The 21,997-nt window shown below is 65.3% G+C and carries 20 protein-coding genes and 1 tRNA gene; 4 read left to right on the top strand and 17 right to left on the bottom strand.

Translation table 11 applies throughout. The features are described 5' to 3' along the window. Positions 1 to 329 (top strand): exodeoxyribonuclease III (locus ACREE8_RS10180; RefSeq protein ID WP_431572877.1); only part of this gene is annotated, 329 nt, incomplete at its 5' end. Between the two features lie 11 nt (positions 330 to 340). Here the strand turns inward: ACREE8_RS10180 and ACREE8_RS10175 are convergent. The 7 genes from ACREE8_RS10175 to ACREE8_RS10145 form a co-directional block, all read right to left on the bottom strand. Further along, a complete protein-coding gene (locus ACREE8_RS10175) occupies positions 341 to 811 on the bottom strand; it encodes a DUF4262 domain-containing protein (protein ID WP_431572876.1) in 471 nt (156 codons plus the stop codon). Positions 812 to 816: 5 nt separating this feature from the next. Then, entirely contained in the window at positions 817 to 1,812 is a 996-nt protein-coding gene (locus ACREE8_RS10170) for an ABC transporter ATP-binding protein (protein WP_431572875.1), read from the bottom strand. Then, a complete protein-coding gene (locus ACREE8_RS10165; protein WP_431572874.1) occupies positions 1,809 to 2,825 on the bottom strand; it encodes an ABC transporter ATP-binding protein in 1,017 nt (338 codons plus the stop codon). Before ACREE8_RS10165 ends, ACREE8_RS10170 begins: the two co-directional genes overlap by 4 nt. Continuing rightward, on the bottom strand, positions 2,825 to 3,796 hold the full coding sequence (locus ACREE8_RS10160) for an ABC transporter permease (RefSeq protein WP_431572873.1): 972 nt from the start codon (positions 3,794 to 3,796) through the stop codon (positions 2,825 to 2,827). The genes ACREE8_RS10165 and ACREE8_RS10160 overlap by 1 nt, the downstream gene beginning before the upstream one ends. Continuing rightward, positions 3,796 to 4,845, bottom strand: coding sequence for an ABC transporter permease (locus tag ACREE8_RS10155; RefSeq protein WP_431572872.1), 1,050 nt, complete (start codon positions 4,843 to 4,845; stop codon positions 3,796 to 3,798). Before ACREE8_RS10155 ends, ACREE8_RS10160 begins: the two co-directional genes overlap by 1 nt. Before the next feature lie 78 nt (positions 4,846 to 4,923). Continuing rightward, positions 4,924 to 6,645, bottom strand: a complete 1,722-nt coding sequence (locus ACREE8_RS10150; RefSeq protein ID WP_431572871.1) for an ABC transporter substrate-binding protein — start codon at positions 6,643 to 6,645, stop codon at positions 4,924 to 4,926. Positions 6,646 to 6,694: 49 nt separating this feature from the next. Then, positions 6,695 to 7,594, bottom strand: a complete 900-nt coding sequence (locus ACREE8_RS10145) for a proline iminopeptidase-family hydrolase (protein WP_431572870.1) — start codon at positions 7,592 to 7,594, stop codon at positions 6,695 to 6,697. 374 nt (positions 7,595 to 7,968) lie between these two features. Between ACREE8_RS10145 and ACREE8_RS10140 the strand changes: the two genes are divergently transcribed. Further along, a complete protein-coding gene (locus tag ACREE8_RS10140) occupies positions 7,969 to 8,433 on the top strand; it encodes an SgcJ/EcaC family oxidoreductase (protein ID WP_431572869.1) in 465 nt (154 codons plus the stop codon). A 9-nt stretch (positions 8,434 to 8,442) separates the two neighbouring features. On the opposite strand, the gene ACREE8_RS10135 is transcribed toward ACREE8_RS10140, so the two are convergent. The 7 genes from ACREE8_RS10135 to ACREE8_RS10105 all read right to left on the bottom strand — a co-directional run bounded on the left by ACREE8_RS10135 (position 8,443) and on the right by ACREE8_RS10105 (position 15,549). Further along, entirely contained in the window at positions 8,443 to 9,951 is a 1,509-nt protein-coding gene (locus ACREE8_RS10135; protein WP_431572868.1) for a M81 family metallopeptidase, read from the bottom strand. Positions 9,952 to 9,970: 19 nt separating this feature from the next. Beyond that, a complete protein-coding gene (locus ACREE8_RS10130) occupies positions 9,971 to 10,594 on the bottom strand; it encodes a TPM domain-containing protein (RefSeq protein WP_431572867.1) in 624 nt (207 codons plus the stop codon). A gap of 22 nt (positions 10,595 to 10,616) precedes the next feature. Continuing rightward, the gene (locus ACREE8_RS10125) at positions 10,617 to 11,432 is read right to left on the bottom strand and encodes a TPM domain-containing protein (protein ID WP_431572866.1); all 816 of its coding nucleotides are present in this window, start codon (positions 11,430 to 11,432) and stop codon (positions 10,617 to 10,619) included. Beyond that, the gene (locus ACREE8_RS10120; protein ID WP_431572865.1) at positions 11,432 to 12,097 is read right to left on the bottom strand and encodes a LemA family protein; all 666 of its coding nucleotides are present in this window, start codon (positions 12,095 to 12,097) and stop codon (positions 11,432 to 11,434) included. Before ACREE8_RS10120 ends, ACREE8_RS10125 begins: the two co-directional genes overlap by 1 nt. Positions 12,098 to 12,103: 6 nt before the next feature. Next, positions 12,104 to 12,997, bottom strand: a complete 894-nt coding sequence (locus ACREE8_RS10115) for a DMT family transporter (RefSeq protein ID WP_431572864.1) — start codon at positions 12,995 to 12,997, stop codon at positions 12,104 to 12,106. 59 nt (positions 12,998 to 13,056) lie between these two features. Beyond that, positions 13,057 to 14,778: a dihydroxy-acid dehydratase gene (ilvD, locus tag ACREE8_RS10110; protein ID WP_431572863.1), complete on the bottom strand. Its 1,722-nt coding sequence runs from the start codon at positions 14,776 to 14,778 to the stop codon at positions 13,057 to 13,059. Between the two features lie 120 nt (positions 14,779 to 14,898). Further along, a complete protein-coding gene (locus tag ACREE8_RS10105; protein ID WP_431572862.1) occupies positions 14,899 to 15,549 on the bottom strand; it encodes a hypothetical protein in 651 nt (216 codons plus the stop codon). A 128-nt stretch (positions 15,550 to 15,677) separates the two neighbouring features. Here ACREE8_RS10105 and ACREE8_RS10100 point away from each other — a divergent pair, with 128 nt between their 5' ends. Then, on the top strand, positions 15,678 to 16,919 hold the full coding sequence (locus ACREE8_RS10100; protein ID WP_431572861.1) for an aminotransferase class V-fold PLP-dependent enzyme: 1,242 nt from the start codon (positions 15,678 to 15,680) through the stop codon (positions 16,917 to 16,919). A gap of 169 nt (positions 16,920 to 17,088) precedes the next feature. Here the strand turns inward: ACREE8_RS10100 and ACREE8_RS10095 are convergent, their stop codons facing one another. The 3 genes from ACREE8_RS10095 to ACREE8_RS10085 all read right to left on the bottom strand — a co-directional run bounded on the left by ACREE8_RS10095 (position 17,089) and on the right by ACREE8_RS10085 (position 21,664). Continuing rightward, positions 17,089 to 19,734 (bottom strand): valine--tRNA ligase, encoded by a 2,646-nt coding sequence (locus ACREE8_RS10095; RefSeq protein ID WP_431572860.1) that lies wholly within the window; start codon positions 19,732 to 19,734, stop codon positions 17,089 to 17,091. A 194-nt stretch (positions 19,735 to 19,928) separates the two neighbouring features. Next, on the bottom strand, positions 19,929 to 20,819 hold the full coding sequence (locus ACREE8_RS10090) for a DUF2497 domain-containing protein (RefSeq protein WP_431572859.1): 891 nt from the start codon (positions 20,817 to 20,819) through the stop codon (positions 19,929 to 19,931). Positions 20,820 to 21,013: 194 nt separating this feature from the next. Further along, positions 21,014 to 21,664, bottom strand: coding sequence for a protein-L-isoaspartate O-methyltransferase family protein (locus ACREE8_RS10085; RefSeq protein ID WP_431572858.1), 651 nt, complete (start codon positions 21,662 to 21,664; stop codon positions 21,014 to 21,016). 229 nt (positions 21,665 to 21,893) lie between these two features. On the opposite strand from ACREE8_RS10085, the gene ACREE8_RS10080 reads away from it, so the two are divergent. Beyond that, positions 21,894 to 21,967, top strand: a tRNA-Cys gene (locus ACREE8_RS10080). Positions 21,968 to 21,997 lie beyond the last annotated feature (30 nt).

Below are 21,997 nucleotides of genomic sequence, written 5' to 3'. Positions count from 1 at the left end.
ACGTCATCCCGACCGTTCTCGATGCGAAAAATCCGGCGACCTGGACCGGCGACGCGCTGTTCCTGCCCAAGACCCGCGAAAAGTTCCGCACCCTGCTCCACCACGGCCTGACCGATGCCGTGCGCGCAAGCAGCGATGCCGACGGCCTGTACACGTTCTGGGATTATCAGGCCGGCGCCTGGCAAAAGAACAATGGCCTGCGCATCGACCATCTCGCCTTGTCGCCGCAAGCCATCGACCGGCTCGCCGATTGCGGTATCGACAAACGGCCGCGCGGCAAGGAGAAGCCGTCGGACCATGTCCCCGTCTGGTGCGATCTGGAGATTTAGCAGCCGGCGGTTCAGTCCAGCGGCGACAGGACAATCTGCGATTTGTGCTCAGCATCGCAGCCGGGGTGCTCGGGGAAGTGACCAGCTGCATCACTGAAAATGATTTGGCGCACCTGGAACTCCTCGGAGCCGTAGAAAACGCCAACTTGTATTGCGTACTCTTCACGCCCCAGCCGGCCAGCATTGACAAGGCGAGCCGGCAGCCGGGCACCGTAATCGACCAATTCATTGTGGTCGAAGGGCCGCCCTCGTTGGCGTTGAATTTCCCCCAACAGGTTCACGATATGCGCGCTGTAGGACTGGAGCGGGCCGATCAGCAACAACTCGGGCAAGCCACGCTCATGATTGCCGATCGTATAGATGAAAGCGCGCGCATCGGGCGGATCGTCGGCGGTCAGCATGATATTCATCAGATGCTGCCCATGCAGGTCGATATGCTGCCGGATCTTGTCGCGCATAATATCGGCAGGGGCCTTCGACATGACGGCTATTCCAGCGGGTAGTGACAGGCGACCTGACGCCCTGCTTCGATCTCGCGCAAGGGCGGCCGCTCGGTGCGGCAGAGGTCGGTCGCGAAGCGGCAGCGCGGATTGAAACGGCAACCCGTCGGCGGATTCATCGGGCTCGGCACATCGCCCGTCAGCACGATGCGCTTGCTGCCCGCGGGCCGGTCGACATCGGGCACCGGCACCGCCGAGATCAGCGCCTGCGTATAGGGATGGCGTGGCTTGCGGTAGAGCGCCTCGGTGGCGCCCAGCTCCACGATCGAGCCCAGATACATGACGGCGGTGCGGGTCGAGACCTGGCGCACCACGCTCAGATCATGGGCGACGAAGACATAGGTCAGCCCCAGCCGCTCCTGCAGATCGGCCATCAGATTGACGATCTGCGCCTGGATCGAGACGTCGAGCGCGGAGACCGGCTCGTCGGCGACGATCAGGCTCGGCTCCAATGCCAGCGCGCGGGCGATGCCGATGCGCTGACGCTGCCCGCCCGAGAACTCGTGGGGATAGCGCTGCAGATGATCGGGCATCAGCCCGACCAGTGCGATCAGGTCGCGCACGCGGTTGTCGATCTGCTTGCGCGTGCCATAGCCATGGACCCGAAGGGGCTCGGCGATCAGGTCGCCGATCCGCCGGCGCGGATTGAGCGAGGCGTAGGGGTCCTGGAACACCATCTGCATCTGGCGGCGGAACGGGCGCAGCTGGCGCAGGCTGAGGCGCGAGATGTCCTTGCCGCGGAAGAAAAGCTCGCCCTTCGTGATCTCGTAGAGCCGGACGAGGCAGCGCCCGAGGGTGGATTTGCCGCAGCCGGATTCGCCCACCAGCCCCAGCGTCTCGCCCTGGCGGATCTCGATCGAGACGCCGTCCACCGCATGGACCGTCTTGCGCCCGCCCTGGGCGAAGCGGCTGCCCACGGTGAAATTCTTGGTGATGCCCACGCCTTTGAGCAGCAGCTCGTTCATGTTGGCCGGGACGCTCATTCCGCCCCCGCGACCGACTGATTGCGGGTCTCGAAGGCGGCCGCGCGCTGCTCGGTCGAGAGGAAGCAGGCGGCCTTGTGATCGCCCTCCCCTTTCAGAGGCGGACGCTCGTCGCAGGCTTCGAAGCGATAACGGCAGCGCGGACCGAAGGCGCAGCCCCGCGGCAGATCCAGGAGCGAGGGCGGCGCACCCGCGATCGAGTTCAGCCGCCGGGGCCGCGGGCCCGACAGCGGCGGGATCGAATTGAGCAGGCCCCAGGTATAAGGATGCCAGGGATTCTTGAAGAGATCGCGCTTGGTGCCGCGCTCGACGATGCGGCCCGCATACATGACCTGGACCCGGTCGGCGACCTCGGCCACCACGCCCATATCGTGGGTGATCAGCACGACCGAGGAGCCGAAGTCGCGGCGCAGCTTCTGGATCAGCTCGAGGATCTGGGCCTGGACCGTCACGTCGAGCGCCGTGGTCGGCTCGTCGGCGATCAGGAGCGAGGGATTGCAGGAGAGAGCCATGGCAATGACGGCACGCTGGCGCATGCCGCCCGAGAGCTCATGCGGATAACGGTCGACCGTCACGGCCGGATTGGGAATGCCCATGGCCCCCAGGAGCTCCACGGCGCGCTTGCGGGCCGCCGCATGCGAGATCCTCTCATGGGCCAGGATCTGTTCGGCGATCTGCCAGCCGATCGAATAGACCGGCGTCAGCGAGGTCATCGGGTCCTGGAAGATCATCGCGATCTCCTTGCCCCGCACGTCCCGCATGGCCTTGCGCGACAGGCCGATCAGCTCGCGGCCCTTATAGACGACCGAGCCCTCGATCACCGCGTTGGGATCGTTGATCAGGCCGATGACGCTCAGGAGCGAGATCGTCTTGCCCGAGCCGGATTCGCCGACCACGCCCAGGATCTCGCGCTCGCCGACATCGAAGGAGATGCCGTCGACCGCCCGCACCGGCCCATGCTCGGTGCGGAACGAGACCCGCAAGTTCGTGACGCGGAGGATCTCCTGGCCCATCAGCGCGCCCTCACCCGCGGATCGAGGAAGGCATAGAGCAGATCGACGACGGCGTTCGCCAGCACCACGAAGAAGGAGGCGTAGATCACGGTCGCCATGATCACCGGCAAATCGAGATTGAGGAGCGCGTCATAGGTGAGCTTGCCGACGCCCTGCAGCCCGAACACCACCTCGGTCAGGAGCGCCGCCCCGCCGACCAGCGCGCCGAAATCGAGCCCGAACAGGGTGACGACCGTGATCAGCGAGGTGCGAAAGGCGTGATAGATCATGATCCGCGTCTCGCTGAGGCCCTTGGAACGGGCGGTGCGGATATAATCCTCCTGCCCCGCCTCGACCAGGCTCGCGCGCAGCACGCGCCCATAGAGCCCCATATAAAGGACGGCCAGCGTGATCCACGGAATGATGAGCGTGAGGAACCAGCCTTTGGGATCTTCGCTCAGAGGCTTGTATCCCAGCGGCGGCACCCAGGAGAACAGCCAGCTGTCATGGAAGCGGCTCTGGGTCAGGAGATTCATCACCTCGCCCAGCCAATAGACCGGCATGGAGACGCCGATCAGCCCGAGGATCATCAAGCCGCGATCGAGCCAGCTTCCCTTGGTCGAGGCCGCCAGCAAACCGATGATGATCCCGCCGATCACCCAGAGCACGGCCGCTCCCGTCACCAGCGAGAGCGTCACCGGCGCCACATCCATGACCGCCGGCACCACCTTCCAGCCACGATTGACGAAAGAGGTCAGGTCGCGCGTGATGAAGAGGCGCTTCATCATCAGCACATACTGAACCGGCAGAGGCCGGTCGAGGCCGAAGTCGGCCCGCACCGCGGCCAGGGTTTCCTGCGAGGCGTTGCGCCCGGCGATGCGCGACGCGGGGTCCGAGCCTGGTGTGGCGAAGAAGATCAGGAACACCAGCACGCTGATGCCGAACATGACGAACAGCATCTGGCTGACGCGCTGAACCACGGTGCCCAGCATCAGGCGCTCCTCAAGCGGAGCTTGGCGCGCGGATCGAGCGCGTCGCGCACGCCGTCGCCCAGGATGTTGAGGGCCAGCACGGTGATGACGATGGCAATGCCGGGTGCCAGTGCCACGACGGGGCGGGTATAGAGCAGCGCCTGCCCATCCTGGATGATGGTGCCCCAGCTGGCGTCAGGCGGCTGGACGCCGATGGAGAGGAACGACAGCGCCGATTCCGTCAGCATGTTGAGCGCCATCAAGAGCGGCACGAACACGATCAGGGTCGTCGTCACGTTGGGCAGGATGTCACGGATGAGTATCCGCCAGCCCGGCACGCCCAGCCCCACGGCTGCCAGCACGAACTCGCTTTGCCGCAGCGACAGCACCTGGCCGCGGATGGGCCGCGCCACGTAGGGCACATAGACGATGCCGATGATGCAGATCGGCAGCCAGAGACTGTCGGCGGTAATGGTGATCGGTCCGATCTCGATGCCCTTGGCGATCAGCACGATCGAAAGCGAGATTGCCAGCAGATAAACCGGGAAGGCCCAGAGCACATCGAGCAGGCGAGACAATATCCAATCGGTACGCCCACCAAAATAGCCGCCGGCGAGCCCGATCAAGGTCGCGAAAAACAGACAGATGACGGTCGAGGCGCCAGCGATCCACAGCGAGTTGCGGCCGCCATAGAGCAATCGCGCGAACACATCACGGCCTTGGTTGTCCGCACCGAGGAAGAAGCCTCGAAGCTCCCAGGTCGGACCGATCGGCGTGGAACCCAACCCCAACCCCTCGGTCGACGGCTCGAGGACCGGCACCATCTCGCCGTTGCGCTCGATCTGCCCGTCGAGATTGGAGTGGAACGGATCGGTATGGGCGACATGATCGGCATAGATCGGCGCCAGCAGGCAGGCCAGCACCACCAGGATCACGACGCCAAGCGCCGCCATGGCCGCCCGGTCATGCCAGAGCTTGAGGAAGGCCGTGACCCAGGGGCCGCGGCTGGTGCGCGTCAACGGGGCCGGCGCCTTGGTGAGGCGGCCCAGAGGTGCGGTATCGTCAGTCATATCATGCGGTCGCCGCCCTGGCGGGGCGCACCATCCGGTGCGACCGCCAGGGTCGACGCATCCTTGATCACTCGGTCCTTACTTCACCCAGGACTGCGTGATGACCCAATAATACTGCGCATTGAAGGTGAAGTTGCCGAGGCGCTTCGAGACGAAGTCGATATGCTTCGGCGTGAAGAGCGCCGCGGCAGGAGCGGCGTCGGTCACCGCCTTGTCGATCTCGGTCCAGAGCTTGTCGGCGCCGGCCTGGTCGGTCACGGCCAGGGCGAGCGCCTGCTTCATCTTGGCATCAATCGCCTTGTCGCAGTAGCCGGCGATATTGACCGAGGAATCCGAGCCCGGATGGAAGGAGTCACAGCCGAACAGGATGTTCAGGAAGTCCGACGCCGCCGGATAGTCCTGATACCACTGCGACACGCTCATCTGGACGTTGTTGTTGGTGTTCTGGATGTAGGTGAACTGGATGTTCGGTGAGAGCGCCTTCATGCTGGCGTCATAGCCGATATCCTTGAGCATGCTCTGCAGATAGGTACCGATACTCTTGGAGATGGCCGTGTCCTCGACGATCACGGTGACTTTCTGCCCCGCGGTGCCGGATTCCTTCACCAGCGCCTTGGCTTTCTCCAGATCCGGTGCCGACCATTTCGCGCCGGGGTTCTTCGTGAAGGGGCAATAATCGACATGTCCCGGGAAGCCCGGGGGCAGGACCTGGCAGACCGGGGCCGCGAGGGCCGGACCGCCGAACAGATTCACCAGCGCCTTGCGATCGATGGCATAGCTCACAGCCTGCCGCGCCTTCTCATTGTTGAAGGGCGGGATGTTGACGTTCATGGGGGCGTACCACCAGGCCGTCAGCGTGTTGATGAAGACCCGGTCCTTGTATTTGGTGCCCATCTCGCCCAGGCGATCGGTCGGGGGCTGGTCGAACATCCAGTCGGCTTCGCCGTTCTGGACCGCCGTCACCTCGGCTTCGTCGGTCAGACCGAAATCATAGAGCACGACATCGGGATAGCCGTCGGGTTGCGCGTCGGCGCTCCATTCCTTGAAGTATGGGTTGCGCACCATCTTCATTTGTTTGTTGGGATCGAAGCTCTCGATCATGTAGGCACCCGTGCCGACCGCCGGCACGGTGCCGAGATCGCTGGTTGCCGTATCGGCCGGCAGGATCACCGCATGCGGGACCGAGAGCTTGTAAAAGAACTCGGGATCGGGGGCTATCAGATTGACGGTGACGGTGCCTGCGGCTTCGTCAGCGACGACGCCGCCATCGAGCGTGCAAGTGGCGGGTTCCGCGAGACATTTGTCGGCCCCGACGATGCCGTTATAGAAGGTGCCCGAGGTCGGGCTCGAAACTTTGAAGATGCGCTGGAACGAGGCCACCACATCCTTCACGGTAACGTCCCGCCCGTCCCAGAACTTGATGCCCTGGCGCAGCTTGAAGACATAGGTCTTGCCGTCGTTCTGCGGTGCGGGAATCGTTTCGGCCAGGTCCGGCACCACGGTGAAGCCGTCAGCGCCGCCGGCATGCTTGAAGGTCACCAGCCCGTCATAGAGCGACTGATAGAACTGCCAGTATTGCAGCGTATAATTGATATGTGGGTCGATCGTGCCCTGGGCGGAGCGCGCCACCAGGCGCATCGTTCCGCCCTTATGCTCGGCCATCAGCGCCGCGACCTGCGTCTGCTGTGGCGTCAGGATCGTTCCCGGTGCCGCCGGCTCGTCGGCGGCGGCAACGCCGTTCCAGGATAGCAGGGCGCCGGCGACCGCGAGGCCTCCCAGCGTCGATTTTCTCCAGCTCATATTTCGCTCTCCCTTTCTGCCCGGTTTGTGGGGTCGGGCTTGGTTATGGTCAGCGGTCATGCTGGTCGAGGAAATCGCCCACGACCTTCATGCAACGCGCCGTCTCCTCGATATGCGGCATATGGCTCGACTGCTCGAAGATCTCCCAGCGAGCCTGCTTGATCTTGTCCTTGAAAGGCTGCACCACGGTCGGCGTCGCCTCGTCATGGCGCCCGGACACCAGCAGCACCGGGGCGGTGATACGGTCGAGCCGATCGACGATGGCCCAATTCTTCAGCGTGCCCACGACATGGAACTCGCTGGGCCCGTTCATGGTGAAATAGACGGTCGGATCGGCTTCGATCTGCGCGAAGCTCTTGGCGACCTCATCGGGCCAGGGCGTCACCCGGCAGACATGTCGGTCGTAAAAGACGCGCATGGCGGCCGCATATTCGGGCGAATTGGTGCTGCCAGCCTTCTCATGCTTCAGCAGCGTCGCCTGAACATCGGTGGGCAACGCGTCGCGCAGCTTGTTGGCTTCCTGCACCCACAGCACCATCGAGGGCGGCGAATCCGCGATCACGATCGAGCGCATGCCCTTGGGCCGGCGAACCGCATGTTCCGCGCCCAGCATGCCGCCCCAGGATTGACCGACCAGGTGATAGGAAGAGGCGATGCCGAGATGCGCCAGGAGATTGTCCAACTCGTCGAGGAAGAGCTGGACGGTCCAGAAATCGGCGCCCTTCTCCGGCAGATGGGTCGAGAGGCCGCAGCCCAGCTGGTCGTAATGCACGACCGCGCGTCCGCGTTCGGCCAGGTGCTTGAAACTGTCGGTGTAGTTATGGGCGGCGCCGGGACCGCCATGAAGGATGACCACGGGCGGCTTGCCGCTCTTGAGATCGCCGGTCACCCGGTACCAAGTCTGATTTCCGCGGAAGTCCGCGCGGCCTTCGCGAGCCGGAACCGTCATGTTCGTTCCTGTCGTTCGGAGTCGCTCGCAACCAGAACGTGCTCCGCCGTCTCCCAGATCAGGGCAAGTCGATCGCAAGCTTCGACGAGGTTACGAAGGCGCGGTCCCTGCATTGCCGCGTTGTTGTTGGGGTGATGTTCCCCGATCCCCCGCAACCGGTCAACTGCCCGGAAGACGGAGGCTGGGCCGATCAGCCCTTCGTGAACGAAACCGGCGGTGGAACCTCATTGGTTCGGACCGGTCTCAAGGACCGGTCGTGGCAATCTTGGGTCCGTGCAGGCCGGCCGTTGCCCTGGGCCGGACCGGGACGATAGGGTGCCGAAACCTTCGGAAGAACTGGCATTGCCGCTCCGAACGACCACGGGACAGTTCAGATGATGCCATCGCCGGAAGAGACGGTTCGCGCGCTCTATGAGCGGCTGCTGGACCGATGGAACGACCGCGACGCCCGCGGCATGGCGGGCTTGTTCGCCATCGAGGGCAATATGGTGGGTTTCGACGGCAGCTCGGTCAATGGGCGGATGCCGATCGAAGACCATCTGGGCCCGATCTTCCGCGATCACCCCACGCCGCGCTTCGTCGCCAAGGTTCGCGAGATCCGATGCCTTGCGCCGAAGGTCATGCTGCTGCGCGCCGCAGCGGCCATGGTCGCGCCCGGTGCCAGCGACATCAATCCGGCCTTGAACGCCATCCAATCGCTCGTCGCCGTGCGACGGCACGACAATTGGCAGGTCCAGCTCTTCCAAAACACGCCGGCGGCTTTCCACGGTCGGATGGCGGAAGCCGAGGCCTTGACGGAGGAGCTTCGTGCAGCGGCGAAAGCAATGACCGCCGATTGAACGTTCGCGCTAGCGCTCGGGGCTTGCGAAGGCCGGCCCCAACGGCATGAGCCGCAGACCCGGCCGCAGATGCTTATAGGGCAGCTGCAGGTGATCGGCCGGGTTGGGGCCCGGCGAGGCCACCACCAGGATCTCCTCGGCGATCGCCTGGAAGTCGGCCCGGAAATGCACCGAGCTCTTGAGCGCCAGGATCTTCTGGCGCTCCGGCTCGATCCCGACATGACGGAACATGGAGCGGTCGGCCGCCTGCTGTTTGCGGCTCGACACCACGACGCGCACGCCTTCATGCTCGAGCAGCGCCATCGGCCCGAGCTGCATGCGCGAGCCGAGATAGAAGGGCCCCGTGGCGGTGAAGCTACCGCTGCCGAGCCGTTCCACCCTGAAACGGCCTTCATAGGGCGTGAGACCCGGAAGCCCCGACTTGTTGCCCAGCCCGATCTCGATCACCGCCCCCTCGCCCGCGTCATGCGCGCGCGCCGCACTCTCCGGATCGCAGACAAGCCCGACGACCGCGTCCCTGGCATGAGCGCGAACCAGGGCGGCGAAGACGCCCGTGGTGTCCGAGTTCGTGCCGGCGCCAGGATTGTCCTGCGTATCGGCGAGAATGACGGGCTTGGCGGACCGCGCCTCCCGGACCATCGCCTCGGCGACGGCTTCATCAGGCTTCCAGAGGCGCCCCGCGAAGGCAGGCTCGCTCTTCTCGACCAGCTGTTCCAGCAGATCGGCCGCCCGGTCGGCCGCGGCCTGGGTCGTCGCCTGGGCGATGACCGCGGGACCACATTCGCGGATATCGGCCGGCGGGAAGCCCGGCGTGAAGGACAGGGACAAAACACCGGGCTCCTGCTCGAGCTCCTCGAGCCGCCGATAGATCGAGGCCGCCGGCTCGATCAGGGTGCATTGCCAGGTCAGCGGAATGAGGAAGGGCGCCTTGCGCAAAGCGCGGAAGCAGGGCGTGCCACCGATGAGGCGATCCAGCAGCCGCGCCGCCCGCGCGCCCGTCTCCGCCATGTCCACATGCGGATAGGTGCGAAACGCGACCAGCGCCGTGGCGTGCCGCACCATGGCCTCGGTCACGTTGGCATGGAGATCGAGCCCCACCACGATCGGCAGCTTGTCGCCGACGAGCGCGCGGATGCGTTTCAGCAACTCGCCTTCGCCATCCTCGAGATGCTCGGCCACCATCGCGCCATGGAGATCGAGATAGAGACCGTCGAGCGGCAGCGCCTGCTTGATGTCGTCGAGCAGCATGCCGGCGATGCGCTCATAGGCCTCGCGTTCGACATGGGCCAAGGGCGTCGCCGAGCACCAGGTGAGCGGCACCAGCTCATGGCCGAGCCCGCGCGTCGCCTCGACGAAACCGGCGGCCGGCAGGTTGATCCCCTTGACCGCCTCCACCAGGGCTTCTCCCCGCACCAGCGCCGGCCAGCCATCGGCCATGGCGAAATGCTCGAAGCGCGCCTTGGTGGGCGCAAAGGTGTTGGTTTCGTGAACGAAGCCACCGATCGCGAGCCGCGCCATCAGATCGATCCCTGGTTCATCATCCGCGCAATTCGATCAGTACGTCGGGGAAGCGATTGGGATTGCCCGTCTCCGCCGGCATGTGCCGCTCGAGCTGGCTGCCCAAGATCTCGATCGTCGCCAGGAAGCCATCGGCGATCCGCCCCTGCTTGACCGGCTCGGCGAAGGCCGCGACCGCTTTGCTCCAGACGCCGACCGTGACCCTTTCATGGATGCCGCGGTCGGCGATGACCTCGACATAACGTTCCGCGGCCGAGACGAAAAGCAGGATGCCGGCGCGCTCGGGCGTATCGGCCAGCCCCAGATTGACGAACTGCTCGCGGGCGAGGCGCTCGGCGTGAAGCCGCTGGATCGAATCCGGCACCAGCGCCATCAGCACCGGCCGCCAGCGCAGCAACAGCAGAAGCAACAGGAAGGCAATGACCTGAACCACATAGAGCGGCAGGAACTTGGTCGTCACGTCCAATCCCCAGAGCACCGGCGCGATCGTGAACGACCCCGCGACGGCATAGAGCAGCGAGACGAAGAGGTAGGGATCGGCCCGGTCGGCCACGACGGTGACGAGCTCGCCACTGGTGCGGGCTTCGGCCGCGCGGATCGCCGCTTCGATGCGGTCGCGCTCGGATTGGCTCAGAAGGGGCATCGGGTCACCTCGATCATGCGGATCACCAGCGCCCCGAGGAGCCGCCGCCCCCGAAGGAGCCACCGCCGCCCGAGAAGCTCGAGCCGGAGGAGCTGAAGGAACTGGACGAGCTGGAGGAGCTGCTGGAACTCCAGCCCGAACCGGTCGTGCCCTTGCCCTTCTTCCCGAACCGCACCGCCAGGATCACGATCGCGAGCCAGAACGAAATGAAGGCGACCGGGACGATCCAGAAGGGAAAGAAGAAATCATTGTTGTGCTGCATCTGCTCCTGCAGCTTGGTCTGGAGCTCGGCGGTATCGCCTCCCGACCATTTGCTCGGCGCATAGTCGCCATTGAGCGCCTTCAGGATGCTGTCGGTGCCGGCAACGATTCCCTGATCCATATGGCCGGAACGAAAGGCGGGCAGAATGTCGGTCTGGATGATGCTGGAGGTGATCGCGTCCGTCAGCACGCCTTCGAGCCCATAGCCGACCTCGATCCGCACCTCGCGCTCGTTCGGCGCGACGATCAGCATCGCGCCGTTGTTCTTGCCGACCTGGCCGATGCCCCAATGCCGGCCCAGGCCGACGCCATATTCCTCGATCTCGAGCCCCTGCAGCGAATTGAGCGTGACCACCACGAGCTGGGTGCCGCTCGAGGTCTCTAGTTCCGCCAGCTTGGAATCAAGCTCGGCGCGCTGCGGGCCCGACAGCAGCTCCGCCTCGTCGACCACACGGCCCGTCAAGGTCGGCCATTTGGGATCCGCCGCCGAGACGCCCTGCGTCGCGAGCATCGCCGCCAGCAGCAGAAGTGCCGGCCAGAGCCCGCGCCAGACCGGGATCGCCCCGCGAGCGCGCATCAATTGCCCGACCCGCTGCCGGTGGAGCCGGTGGTCCCGGTGCCGAAATCGACCTTGGGCGCGTTGATGATGTCGGCCGCGACGGTGAAGTTCTCCATCGGCTGGGCGTCCGGATAGAGCAGCGACTTCCACCAGCGGCCGGGGATGGTCTTGAGCTCGGTGTTATAGACCCGCACCGCCTCGATATAGTCGCGCCGGGCAACCGCGATCCGGTTCTCGGTGCCTTCGAGCTGCGACTGCAGCGCCAGGAAGTTCTGATTGGCCTTCAGGTCGGGATAGGCCTCGACCACGACCATCAATTTCGACAGGGCGCCGGTGAGGGCCGCCTGGTTATCCTGGAACGCCTTGAAGGCGTCGGGGTTGGTGAGGATGTCGGCAGGGACCTGGGTCTGCGTGACCCTGCTGCGGGCCTCGACGATGGCCTGGAGCGTGTCGCTTTCATGGGCCGCATAGCCCTTCACCGTCTCGACCAGATTGGGCACCAGATCGGCGCGGCGCTGATACTGATTCAACACCTGGCTCCAGGCGGCCTTGGCCTGTTCCTCATAGGTCGGGATCGAATTGACGCCGCAGGCGGCGAGCAGAAACAGCGGCAGCAGCGCCAGAAGGCCCAGCGACAGGCGCCATCCGCCCTGCGTCTTATGATGGCCAAGGACTTCGATCATAGGGAATCAGCCTCCTGTTGGCCGCAATTTGGCCCGCCGTGCCTCGCCATGCAAGGTCCAGAACCCGTGCAGCAGGATCGCCGCGACGATGACGGCGCCACCGGCCAGGGTCGCCTGTCCCGGCACCTCGCCCGCCCCGAACCAGGCGAAGAGCGGCGCAAAGATCAGCGTGAGCCGGGTGGTGAGTGCGGCCTCGGCCGCCGGCAGATGCCGCACTCCCACCGCCAGCAGCACATACTGGAAGCCAAGCTGGAAGATCCCAAGCGCGGCGCAGATCCAAAGATCATGCGCGGAGATCGAAAAGTCCTTGATCCAGGGCGCGGCCAGTGCGGCGGTTATAAAGGCGGCGAGAACAAAGGAAGGCACCATGTCGATCGCACGGGCGCGCCGGATCGACACATACATCACCGAAGCCGTGATCGACGAGCCCAGGGCGAGTGCGTCGCCCATCAGATTGCCGCCCGTCAGATCCTCCGATGTCATGAGAAAGACACCGACCAGCGCCAGGACGATCGCGAACCAGGTTGCCGGGGAGATGCGCTCGCGCAGAACGAACCAGGCGAGCAGGCCGGTGAGGAGCGGCGTCAAGCCATTGAGAAAGGTGGTCCGCGCAACGGTGGTCAGGAAAAGCGCGAAGATGAAGGAGATGGTCGAGATCGAGAAAACCAGCGCGCAGAGCAGGCCGTTGACATTGACGCTGCGGATCGCATCGATCATCCGGCCTTTGCGCGTCACGGCGATCCAGACAATGAGCGTCAGCGCAAAGAAGAGCGAACGATAGAAGATCGTTCGCCATCCCGCGGGCTCATCGAGCCAGCGCAGCAACACGCCCGCCGTGGCGGTGAAGGCCGTCGCTGTCGCCAGAACGAGAAACCCCAGCGGACGGTTCTGCTCCTGCACGACCGTCCCTGGGGTTCCCGTTAATCGCCGGCTCGTCCGACCAGCTTGTCCGAAACGAATCAGATATCCGCGAAGCTGTGGGTCTCGGCCTTGCCGCCCGGATGGGAGACAGCGCCCTTCTCGGCGTCGCCCACGGTCTGGGCATAGCGCCAGAGGGCACCCGACTGGTAATCGTGCCGGCGCGGCTTCCAGCTCTTCCGGCGCTCCGCCAGCTCGGCGTCGCTGAGATTGACGCTGAGAATGCCGGCCGCGGCATCGATCGTGATGATGTCGCCGTCCTTGATCAGTCCGATCGGCCCGCCGACCGCAGCTTCCGGCCCCACATGGCCGATGCAGAAGCCGCGCGTGGCGCCGGAGAAGCGCCCGTCGGTGATGAGCGCCACCTTGTCGCCATTGCCCTGGCCATAGATCGCCGCCGTGGTCGCCAGCATCTCGCGCATGCCGGGGCCGCCGCGCGGGCCCTCATAGCGGATGACCAGCACCTCGCCTTCCTTGTAGCGGCGCTCCTGCACCGCCTTGAAGCAATCCTCCTCGCAATCGAAGCAGTGGGCCGGCCCCGAAAACTGCTGCTTCTTCATGCCGGCAACCTTCACGATGGCGCCCTGCGGCGCCAGATTGCCCTTCAAGCCCACCACACCGCCGGTCGGCGACAGCGGCTTCGAGGTCGGCAGGATCACGTCCTGGTTCTTGGGGAACACGACCGAGGCCAGGTTCTCCGCGATGGTCTTGCCGGTGACGGTGATGCAGTCGCCATGGAGGAAGCCGCCGTCGAGCAGCGCCTTCATCAGGATCGGCACGCCGCCGACCTCATACATGTCCTTGGCGACATAGCGTCCGCCCGGCTTCAAATCGGCGATATAGGGAGTCTTGCGGAAGATCGCGCAGACATCGTGGAGATCGAACTCGATCCCGGCCTCATGTGCGATCGCGGGCAGATGCAGGCCGGCATTGGTCGAGCCGCCGGAAGCCGCCACGATCATCGCCGCATTCTCGAGCGCTTCGCGCGTGACGATGTCGCGCGGGCGGAGCTGGCTCTGGATCAGCTTCATCACCATCTGGCCCGAGGCCTCGGCATAGGCGTCGCGCGAATCATAGGGTGCCGGCGCGCCGGCCGAGCCTGGAATGGCGAGGCCGATCGCCTCGGAGACACAGGCCATGGTGTTGGCGGTGAACTGGCCGCCGCAGGAGCCGGCCGAGGGACAGGCGACGCATTCGAGCTCATGCAGCTCGTCATCGTCGATCTTGTGCGCGGCATGGGCGCCGACCGCCTCGAACACGTCCTGCACCGTCACGTCCTTGCCGCGGAAGCGGCCGGGCAGGATCGAGCCGCCATACATGAAGACCGAGGGCACGTTGAGGCGGACCATCGCCATCATCAGGCCCGGCAGCGACTTGTCGCAGCCGGCGAGGCCGACCAGCGCGTCATAGCAATGGCCGCGCATGGTGAGCTCGACCGAATCCGCGATCACCTCGCGGCTGACCAGAGAGGACTTCATGCCGGCATGGCCCATGGCGATGCCGTCGGTCACGGTGATGGTGGTGAATTCGCGCGGCGTGCCGCCGGCGGCCTTCACGCCCTTCTTCACCGCCTGCGCCTGGCGCATCAGCGAGATGTTGCAGGGTGCGGCCTCGTTCCAGGTGGTCGCCACGCCGACGAAGGGCTGGGCGATCTCCGCCTCGGTCATTCCCATCGCGTAGTAGTAGGAACGGTGCGGGGCGCTCTGGGGGCCGACGGAGACGTAACGGCTAGGCAGCTTGCTCTTGTCGAATGTCGTGGTCATGACAGGCCTTCGCTCTAGTGAACCTTGCTCTCTCAAGGACTTGCGGGCGTCACCTTACCGGCGCATCCGGAGGCTCGCCAGCCCCTAAAGCCCGCAAGCCTGCCCTGCGTCCCGAACGGGTCACGGCGCGGTTTCGGGCCGCTGCGCCAGCATCGGGTGGGGCCAGGGCGAGGTCTTTGGCGTTGACGGCAGGGAGGCCGAGGGTGGCGACAGGTCCTGGACCAGCAGGATGCGCCGGGCCGGCGTCTCGTCGGTGATCAGGAAATGGAAATCCGCCGAGGTGCCCGGCGGCACGTTCCCATCCTCGAAGGTGAGGCCGTCATAAGGTTCGTCGATGACGCGGATCTGACCGAAGCTGCTGGATGCCACCGTTCGGCCCGTCGCTCCCTGGCCGAAGGACAGCCCGTCGCCATAGGGGCTGGAACGCTCTTCGGTCTCGCGCAGCTCCATCCGGAAATCATGCCAAGGCTGGTTGCTCAGATTCCGGACGATCTTGGTCATGGCGAAGCCGGTCAGATGCTGGGTATTGCAGCGATTGCCGAAGGTGGATCTGAGGCCGGTGATCTGAAGGATCGCCGGACCCTGGCCGCCGAGCTCCTCCACCACGACAAAGGGATCGTCGAGATGCCCGGTGCCGGTTACCGCAATGAGCCGGAACCCGCCCAGCTCGTCGCTGAAGGTCAGCCCTTCGACGGTAAAGGAGGCCGCCCCGGCTTGCGCGAAGGGCGCCAGGATCAGGCAGAGCAGCGAAAGTCCGATCAGCCCCCGCATGGTTCCATCATCGGGCCGGCCTTTGATCGCGTAAAGCTCCGCCGAAAGAGTGAGGCCGCTGCCCTTGACCCTACCCGAACCGGCCCGTTAGCCTCGCCCGCCCTTTTCTCCTCCATGAGTTTCCTGTCATGAACCCGCCTTCCCTCGACCTCGATTTCGTGCGGCGGCAGTTTCCGCCGCTCGCCAATGGCTGGATCATGCTGGAGAACGCCGGCGGCTCCTATGTGCCACAAAGCGTGATCGACCGCGTCACCAGCTATATGCGCGAGGTCCAGATCCAGCCGAGCTGGGATTTCGGTCCGTCGGCGGATGCGGCGGCCCGCATCGCGGCCGGGCGGCGCCTCATGGCGGAGATGATCAATGCCGAGCCGGAGGAAGTGTCGATCGGCCCCTCCACCTCGCTCAATGTCTATCTCCTGATGCAGTCGATCCGGAGCTGGTTCAAGCCCGGCGACGAGGTCATCGTCACCAACCAGGATCATGAGGCCAATATCGGCGCCTGGCGGCGCCTCGCCGATGACGGCGTCGTGATCCGCGAATGGCAGATCGACCCCGTCACCGGCGAACTCGACGAGGCGGCACTGGAACGGCTGCTGGGGCCGCGCACGCGCCTCGTCTGCTTCACCCATTGCTCCAACATCGTCGCCACGATCCATGACGTGCAGCGCCTCGCCAGGCGCATCCATCAGGCGGGCGCGCTGGTCATGGTCGACGGCGTGGCCTGCGCGCCGCACCGCCATATCGACGTCAAGGCGCTCGATGTCGATTTCTACGCCTTCAGCCTCTACAAGGTGTTCGGGCCGCATCAGGGCCTGCTCTATGGCAAGCGTGAGCATCTGCTCAAGGCGCGCAGCCAACAGCATTTCTTCATCGAAGAGAACGATATCCCGCTGAAGCTGCTGCCGGGCGGCACCAACCACGAGTTCACGGCCGGGCTCGTGGGTATCGCCGATTACATCGACGGGCTCTATGCCCACCATTTCAAGGCGCCGGAGAACAGCCTCCTCAGCCGCGCCAAGCGCGTGTTCGAGATGATCGGCGCACATGAGGAAACGCTCGCGAACCAGACGCTCGATTTCCTGCGCGAGCGGAAGAAGGTGCGGATCATCGGCCAGACCCGCGCGACCGGCCGGCGCGCGCCGACGATCTCGTTTACTGTTCAGGGCATGAACTCGCGCGCCATCGCGGAAGCCCTCAACGCCCAGAAGATCGCGATCGGCTATGGCGATTTCTATGCCAAGCGCTGCATCGAGGCGCTCGGCACGGTGCCCCAGGAAGGCGTCGTGCGCATCGGCCTCGCCCACTACAACGGCGCGGAGGAACTCGACCGCGCGCTGAAGGCGCTGGATCAGGTGATCGCGAAGGGGTGAGAATGTAGCTCCTCTTTCCTCTCCCTCACGGACGTGAGGGAGAGAGATGCGAAGAGCTAGTCGGAGCGAAGCGGAGACTTACTCGGAGCTGGGTGAGGGTGTGCTCGCAAGAAAGGTCCACCTCACCCTACCCTCTCCCCCGCTACGCGGGCGGAGAGGAAAGCCTAAATCACAGCCCCAGCAGCCGCTCCAGTGCGCTTTTGAGCTGGCGTTGCGACTGTTTTGAATCCGCGAGCCGCTCATGCTGCTCCTCGATGACCTCGGGCGGGGCCTTGGCGACAAAATCGGCATTGCCGAGCTTCTTCTCGATCTTCGCGATCTCACCTTCCACCTTGCCCAGCTCCTTCGCCAGGCGCGCCTTCTCCTTGGCGACGTCGATGAGATCGGCCACCGGCAGGACGAAGACCGCCTCGTCGAGAGGAATCTGCACGGCGCCCTTGGGCGGCGTTCCGACCAAGGGATCGATCTGACTCACGCGTGCAAGACGCCGGATCAGGTCGCCATAGGTGGCGAGGCGCTTCTGCGCCGCAGCGCCCGCACCCTGTACCAGCATCGGCGGTTGCGCAGACGGCGCCAGATTCATCTCGGCGCGCACCGTGCGGATCTCCGAGATCAGGCGGACCACCCAGTCCAGCTCGGCCATCGCTTCGGGATCGCCCATGTCGGCGGGATAGTCCGGCCAGTTGGCGCGGATCAGCTCGCCGTTGCCGCCGAGCTGTCCCCAGATCTCCTCGGTGATGAAGGGCATGATCGGATGCAGCAGATGGCAGACCTGGCCCAGCACCCAGGCCGCGGTCGCGCGCGTTTCGGCCGTCGCCACCTCGTCGCTGCCGCCGAAGATCGGCTTGGCGAATTCGAGATACCAGTCGCAGAACTGGCCCCAGGTGAATTGATAGAGACTGTTCGCTGCGTCGTTGAAGCGGTAGCCCGCGATCGCCGTCTCGAATTCCTGTTTCGCCAGGGCCAGCCGGCCGAGGATCCAGCGATTGACCTTCTGCTTCGCGGCACCCGGCCGGAAGGCGAGATCGAGCTGGGCACCGTTCATCTGGCAGAATCGCGTGGCGTTCCAGAGCTTGGTCGCAAAATTGCGATAGCCCTCGACGCGCGATTCCGCGAGCTTGACGTCGCGGCCCGGGGCCGCCAGCGCCGACAGCGTGAAGCGCAGCGCATCGCAGCCATATTTGTCGATCAACTCCAAAGGGTCGACGATATTGCCCTTGGCCTTCGACATCTTCTGGCCGTGCTGATCGCGTACCAGCGCGTGGATATAGACGGTGCGGAACGGCACATCTTTCATGAAATGCAGGCCCAGCATCATCATCCGGGCGACCCAGAAGAAGATGATGTCGAAGCCGGTCACCAGCACATCGCCGGGATAGTAGCGCTTGAGCTCCGCTGTCTGGTCCGGCCAGCCGAGGGTCGAGAACGGCCAGAGGCCCGACGAGAACCAGGTATCGAGCACATCTTCGTCGCGCTTGAGCGGAACATCCTTGCCGTAGAGCGCCCTCGCCTCGGCCTTCGCGGTCGCCTCTTCCTCGGCGACGAACACCTTGCCGTCGGGTCCGTACCAGGCCGGGATCTGATGGCCCCACCAGATCTGGCGCGAGACGCACCAGGGTTGGATGTTGCGCATCCATTCGTAATAGGTCTTGGTCCATTGCTCGGGCACGAATTTGGTACGGCCCTGCTCGACCGCCGCGATTGCGGGCTTCGCCAGGGTGGCGGCGTCGACATACCACTGGTCGGTGAGCCAGGGCTCGATGACGACGCCGGAGCGGTCGCCATAGGGGATCGTCATCACCCGGTCTTCGATCTTCTCGAGCAGTCCCAGCGCTTCGAGCGCGGCGACAACCTTCTTGCGCGCCTCATAGCGATCGAGGCCGCGATAGGGTTCCGGGACGTTCTCGTTCAGATGGGCGTCGGCATCGAAGATGTTGATGCGCTCGAGATCGTGCCGGCGACCCACCTCGTAATCGTTGAAATCGTGGGCCGGCGTGATCTTGACGGCGCCGCTGCCCGTCTCCGGATCGGCATATTCGTCCGCCACGATCCGCAGCTTGCGGCCGACGATCGGCAGGATCGCATGCTTGCCTACCAGATCCCGGTAGCGCGGATCGTCCGGATGCACGGCAATGCCGCTGTCGCCCAGCATGGTCTCGGGACGCGTGGTGGCGACCACGATGAAGCGGCCCCCTTCGCCCTCGATCGGATATTTGAAATGCCAGAGATGGCCTTTGACCTCGCGCTGCTCGACCTCGAGGTCCGAGATCGCGGTATGGAACTTTGTGTCCCAATTGACCAGCCGCTTGTCGCGATACATCAGCCCCTGGCGGTAGAGCTCGACGAACACCTTCCGCACCGCGCGGTTGAGGCCCTCGTCCATGGTGAAGCGTTCTTTCGCCCAATCGGGCGAGGCGCCCAAGCGGCGCAGCTGGCGGGTGATGGTGCCGCCGGATTCCGTCTTCCACTCCCAGACCCGCTTGATGAATTCCTCGCGGCCGAGATCGCTGCGATGGAGCCCTTGCGCCTCGAGCTGGCGCTCGACCACCATCTGGGTGGCGATGCCGGCATGGTCGGTGCCCGGCTGCCAGAGCGCGTCGCGCCCGCGCATCCGCTCATAGCGGATCAGCACATCCTGCAGGGTGAAGGTCAGCGCGTGGCCCATATGCAGGCTGCCGGTCACGTTCGGCGGCGGCATCATGATGGTGTAGGGCTTCGCGTTCGAATTCGTGTCCGCGGCGAAGGCGCCTTCGGCTTCCCATCTGGCGTAATGCTTGGCCTCGACCTCGGCGGGATTGAAGGTCTTCTCGAGCATCGTCGGGGCGCTTTCCTTAAGGCTCAGGGGTGTGCCGGTCGCGGGCGTGCAGATTGGGAACGAACGCAGGGGATTAGCCTTGGCAAGGGGTCGGACGCAACCCCTCGCGGCGACGCGGACGGCATCCGCGCCAGACCGGCAACTGGGTTAACGGGATAGTCCAGGCCGAGCCCTGAGGCCCGCCAGGATCGGCGCTAGCTGCGACGGCCGAGAGAGCGCTCGACCAGCCCCGTGATCTCTTCCCGGACGATCCGCTCGACCAGACCCGGCAGGTTCGCATCCATCCAATCGCGCAGATGGACCTCGAGCCGGTCGCGCATGATCTGATCGACCATGCGCCGGCCTTCCTCGGTAAAGCCGCGTCCGGGCTGGACCACCTGGGCCAGGACCGACAGAGCCGCCGACGAGGCGATCTCGGTGGCCTCCGACATCAGGCGGCTGCCGCCCGTCATCGAAGGCTGGGGTCGGGGCGCTGCCGCCGGCGGCGCCACGGAAATTTCGAGCGGTTCGAGATTGTTTTGCACGTCGGGCTCAGGCTCCGGTTCTGGTTCGGCCTGGATCTCGATTTGGGCCTCGGATTCGGGCTCCGGCGCGGGTTCGGGTTCAGTCTGCGGCAGGGGCTCGGGTTCGAGTTCCGGCTCGGCTACCGGCGCCAAGGCGGCGCGCATGGGTGGCGGAACCGGTGCCGAGGGTGGGACCGGTGCTGCGGCCGGAATCGAGGGCGGCTCAGGCACCGGCTCGAGGGCTGCGGGCGACGCTGCGGCTGCCGGGGCCGGCTCGGGCTCTGGCAAGGTCGGCGCGGCGACCTCCTCGACCAGCTCCAGCGGTTCGGGGTCGGCCGGCTCCTCGGGGGCGACTTCGGTCAGTTCCAGGACATCATCGGCATCGGCGGGCGGCTCGGCCGCGGGCGAGACCGCGTGCAATGTCACCGGGGGCGCTTGCGGCGCCTCGGCGGCAGGCGCTGGTGCCTCGGGCGTTTCAGGCGCTCCTTCCGGGCCGCGCTTCCCATCTTCCGAGATGATGCGGCGGATCGAGGAGAGGATCTCCTCCATCGTTGGTTCTTGCGCGCCGCGCGCCTGGCTCATGGTTTGGCTCCTTACCGCGCGTGATTGCACGGGACCGTCAAGTCTTCGACCGTAAACAGTTAATTTACCATAAAACGTGCCGGAGCCCAGGCAAAGTGGGATCGGCGCTCCCCTTCAACAGGATAGCGGCTGCCTGTGAGGGGTTCGCGGCTGACTCCCCGAGTCGACAGGCCCGAGAGCCTCGAAGCCGCCGGTCAGAACACGAAGCTGGGGGCTTTGGCGAAGCCCGGCAGGGGCGGCACGGAGCAGTCGAAAACCACCCGCTGCGAGAGCCCCGCCTCGGCTCGCGTCGCCAGGATGGCGCGGCCAGGGCCGTCGGCCTGCAGCACCGCCACGAGGCGCCCTCCGACGGAGAGCTGCGCGGCGATGGGATCGGGGATCTCCTGGACTGCTCCGTCGATCAGGATGACGTCATAGGGCGCCTTCGCCGGATGTCCGGCCGTCAGGGGCCCGCGGACCAGGCTGACATTGGTGGCGCCAAGCTCGGCCAGAAGCTCCTGGGCCCTCTGCGCCAGCGCCGCATCGCTCTCGACCGCGACGACGCTGTTGGCGAAGCGGGCCAGGACGGCGGCCGAATAACCATTGCCGCAACCGATCACCAGGGCCTGGTCGCTCGCCTTCACCTCCGCGAGATGGAGCAGGCGGCCCAGCACCATGGGCTCCATCAGATAACGGCCGGGCGCGATCTGCAGGTCTTCGTCGAGATAGGCGACGCTCTTCAGGGCCCGCGGCACGAACAGCTCACGCGGCACCTCGCCCATCGCATCGAGCACGGCATCGTCGGTGATCTTGTTGGTGCGCAGCTGGCTTTCCACCATGCGACGACGCAGGGCCGAGTAATCCATGAAATCCCTCTCCTGGCCTTCAAAGCGCCACGCCGGACCCTTTCCGGGCAGGTCCCCCGCAGGCTCGAGGCCCAGCGGATATACAATGGCGGCCCGCCCTTGCACAATCGCCTGGAAAGCCCTTGACCGCAAAGGCCGATCCCGCGCCTTGACCCTGTCCCAGCCCCCCGCTTATACATCGCGCTCCGCCGGTGGCCGCCCTCTTCGGGAGCGCCTCCGGACGCCCTCCGGCCCGGTGGCAGAGTGGCTATGCAGAGGACTGCAAATCCTCGTACATCGGTTCGATTCCGGTCCGGGCCTCCAAATACAAGACTTGAGCCGTCGGCGGTCTGG

Origin of the sequence: Hypericibacter sp. (assembly GCF_050729195.1) — a bacterium.
Taxonomy (GTDB): domain Bacteria; phylum Pseudomonadota; class Alphaproteobacteria; order Dongiales; family Dongiaceae; genus Hypericibacter.
Note: the sequence above shows the minus strand (reverse complement) of the source record. Positions and strands in the feature narration are given on the sequence as shown.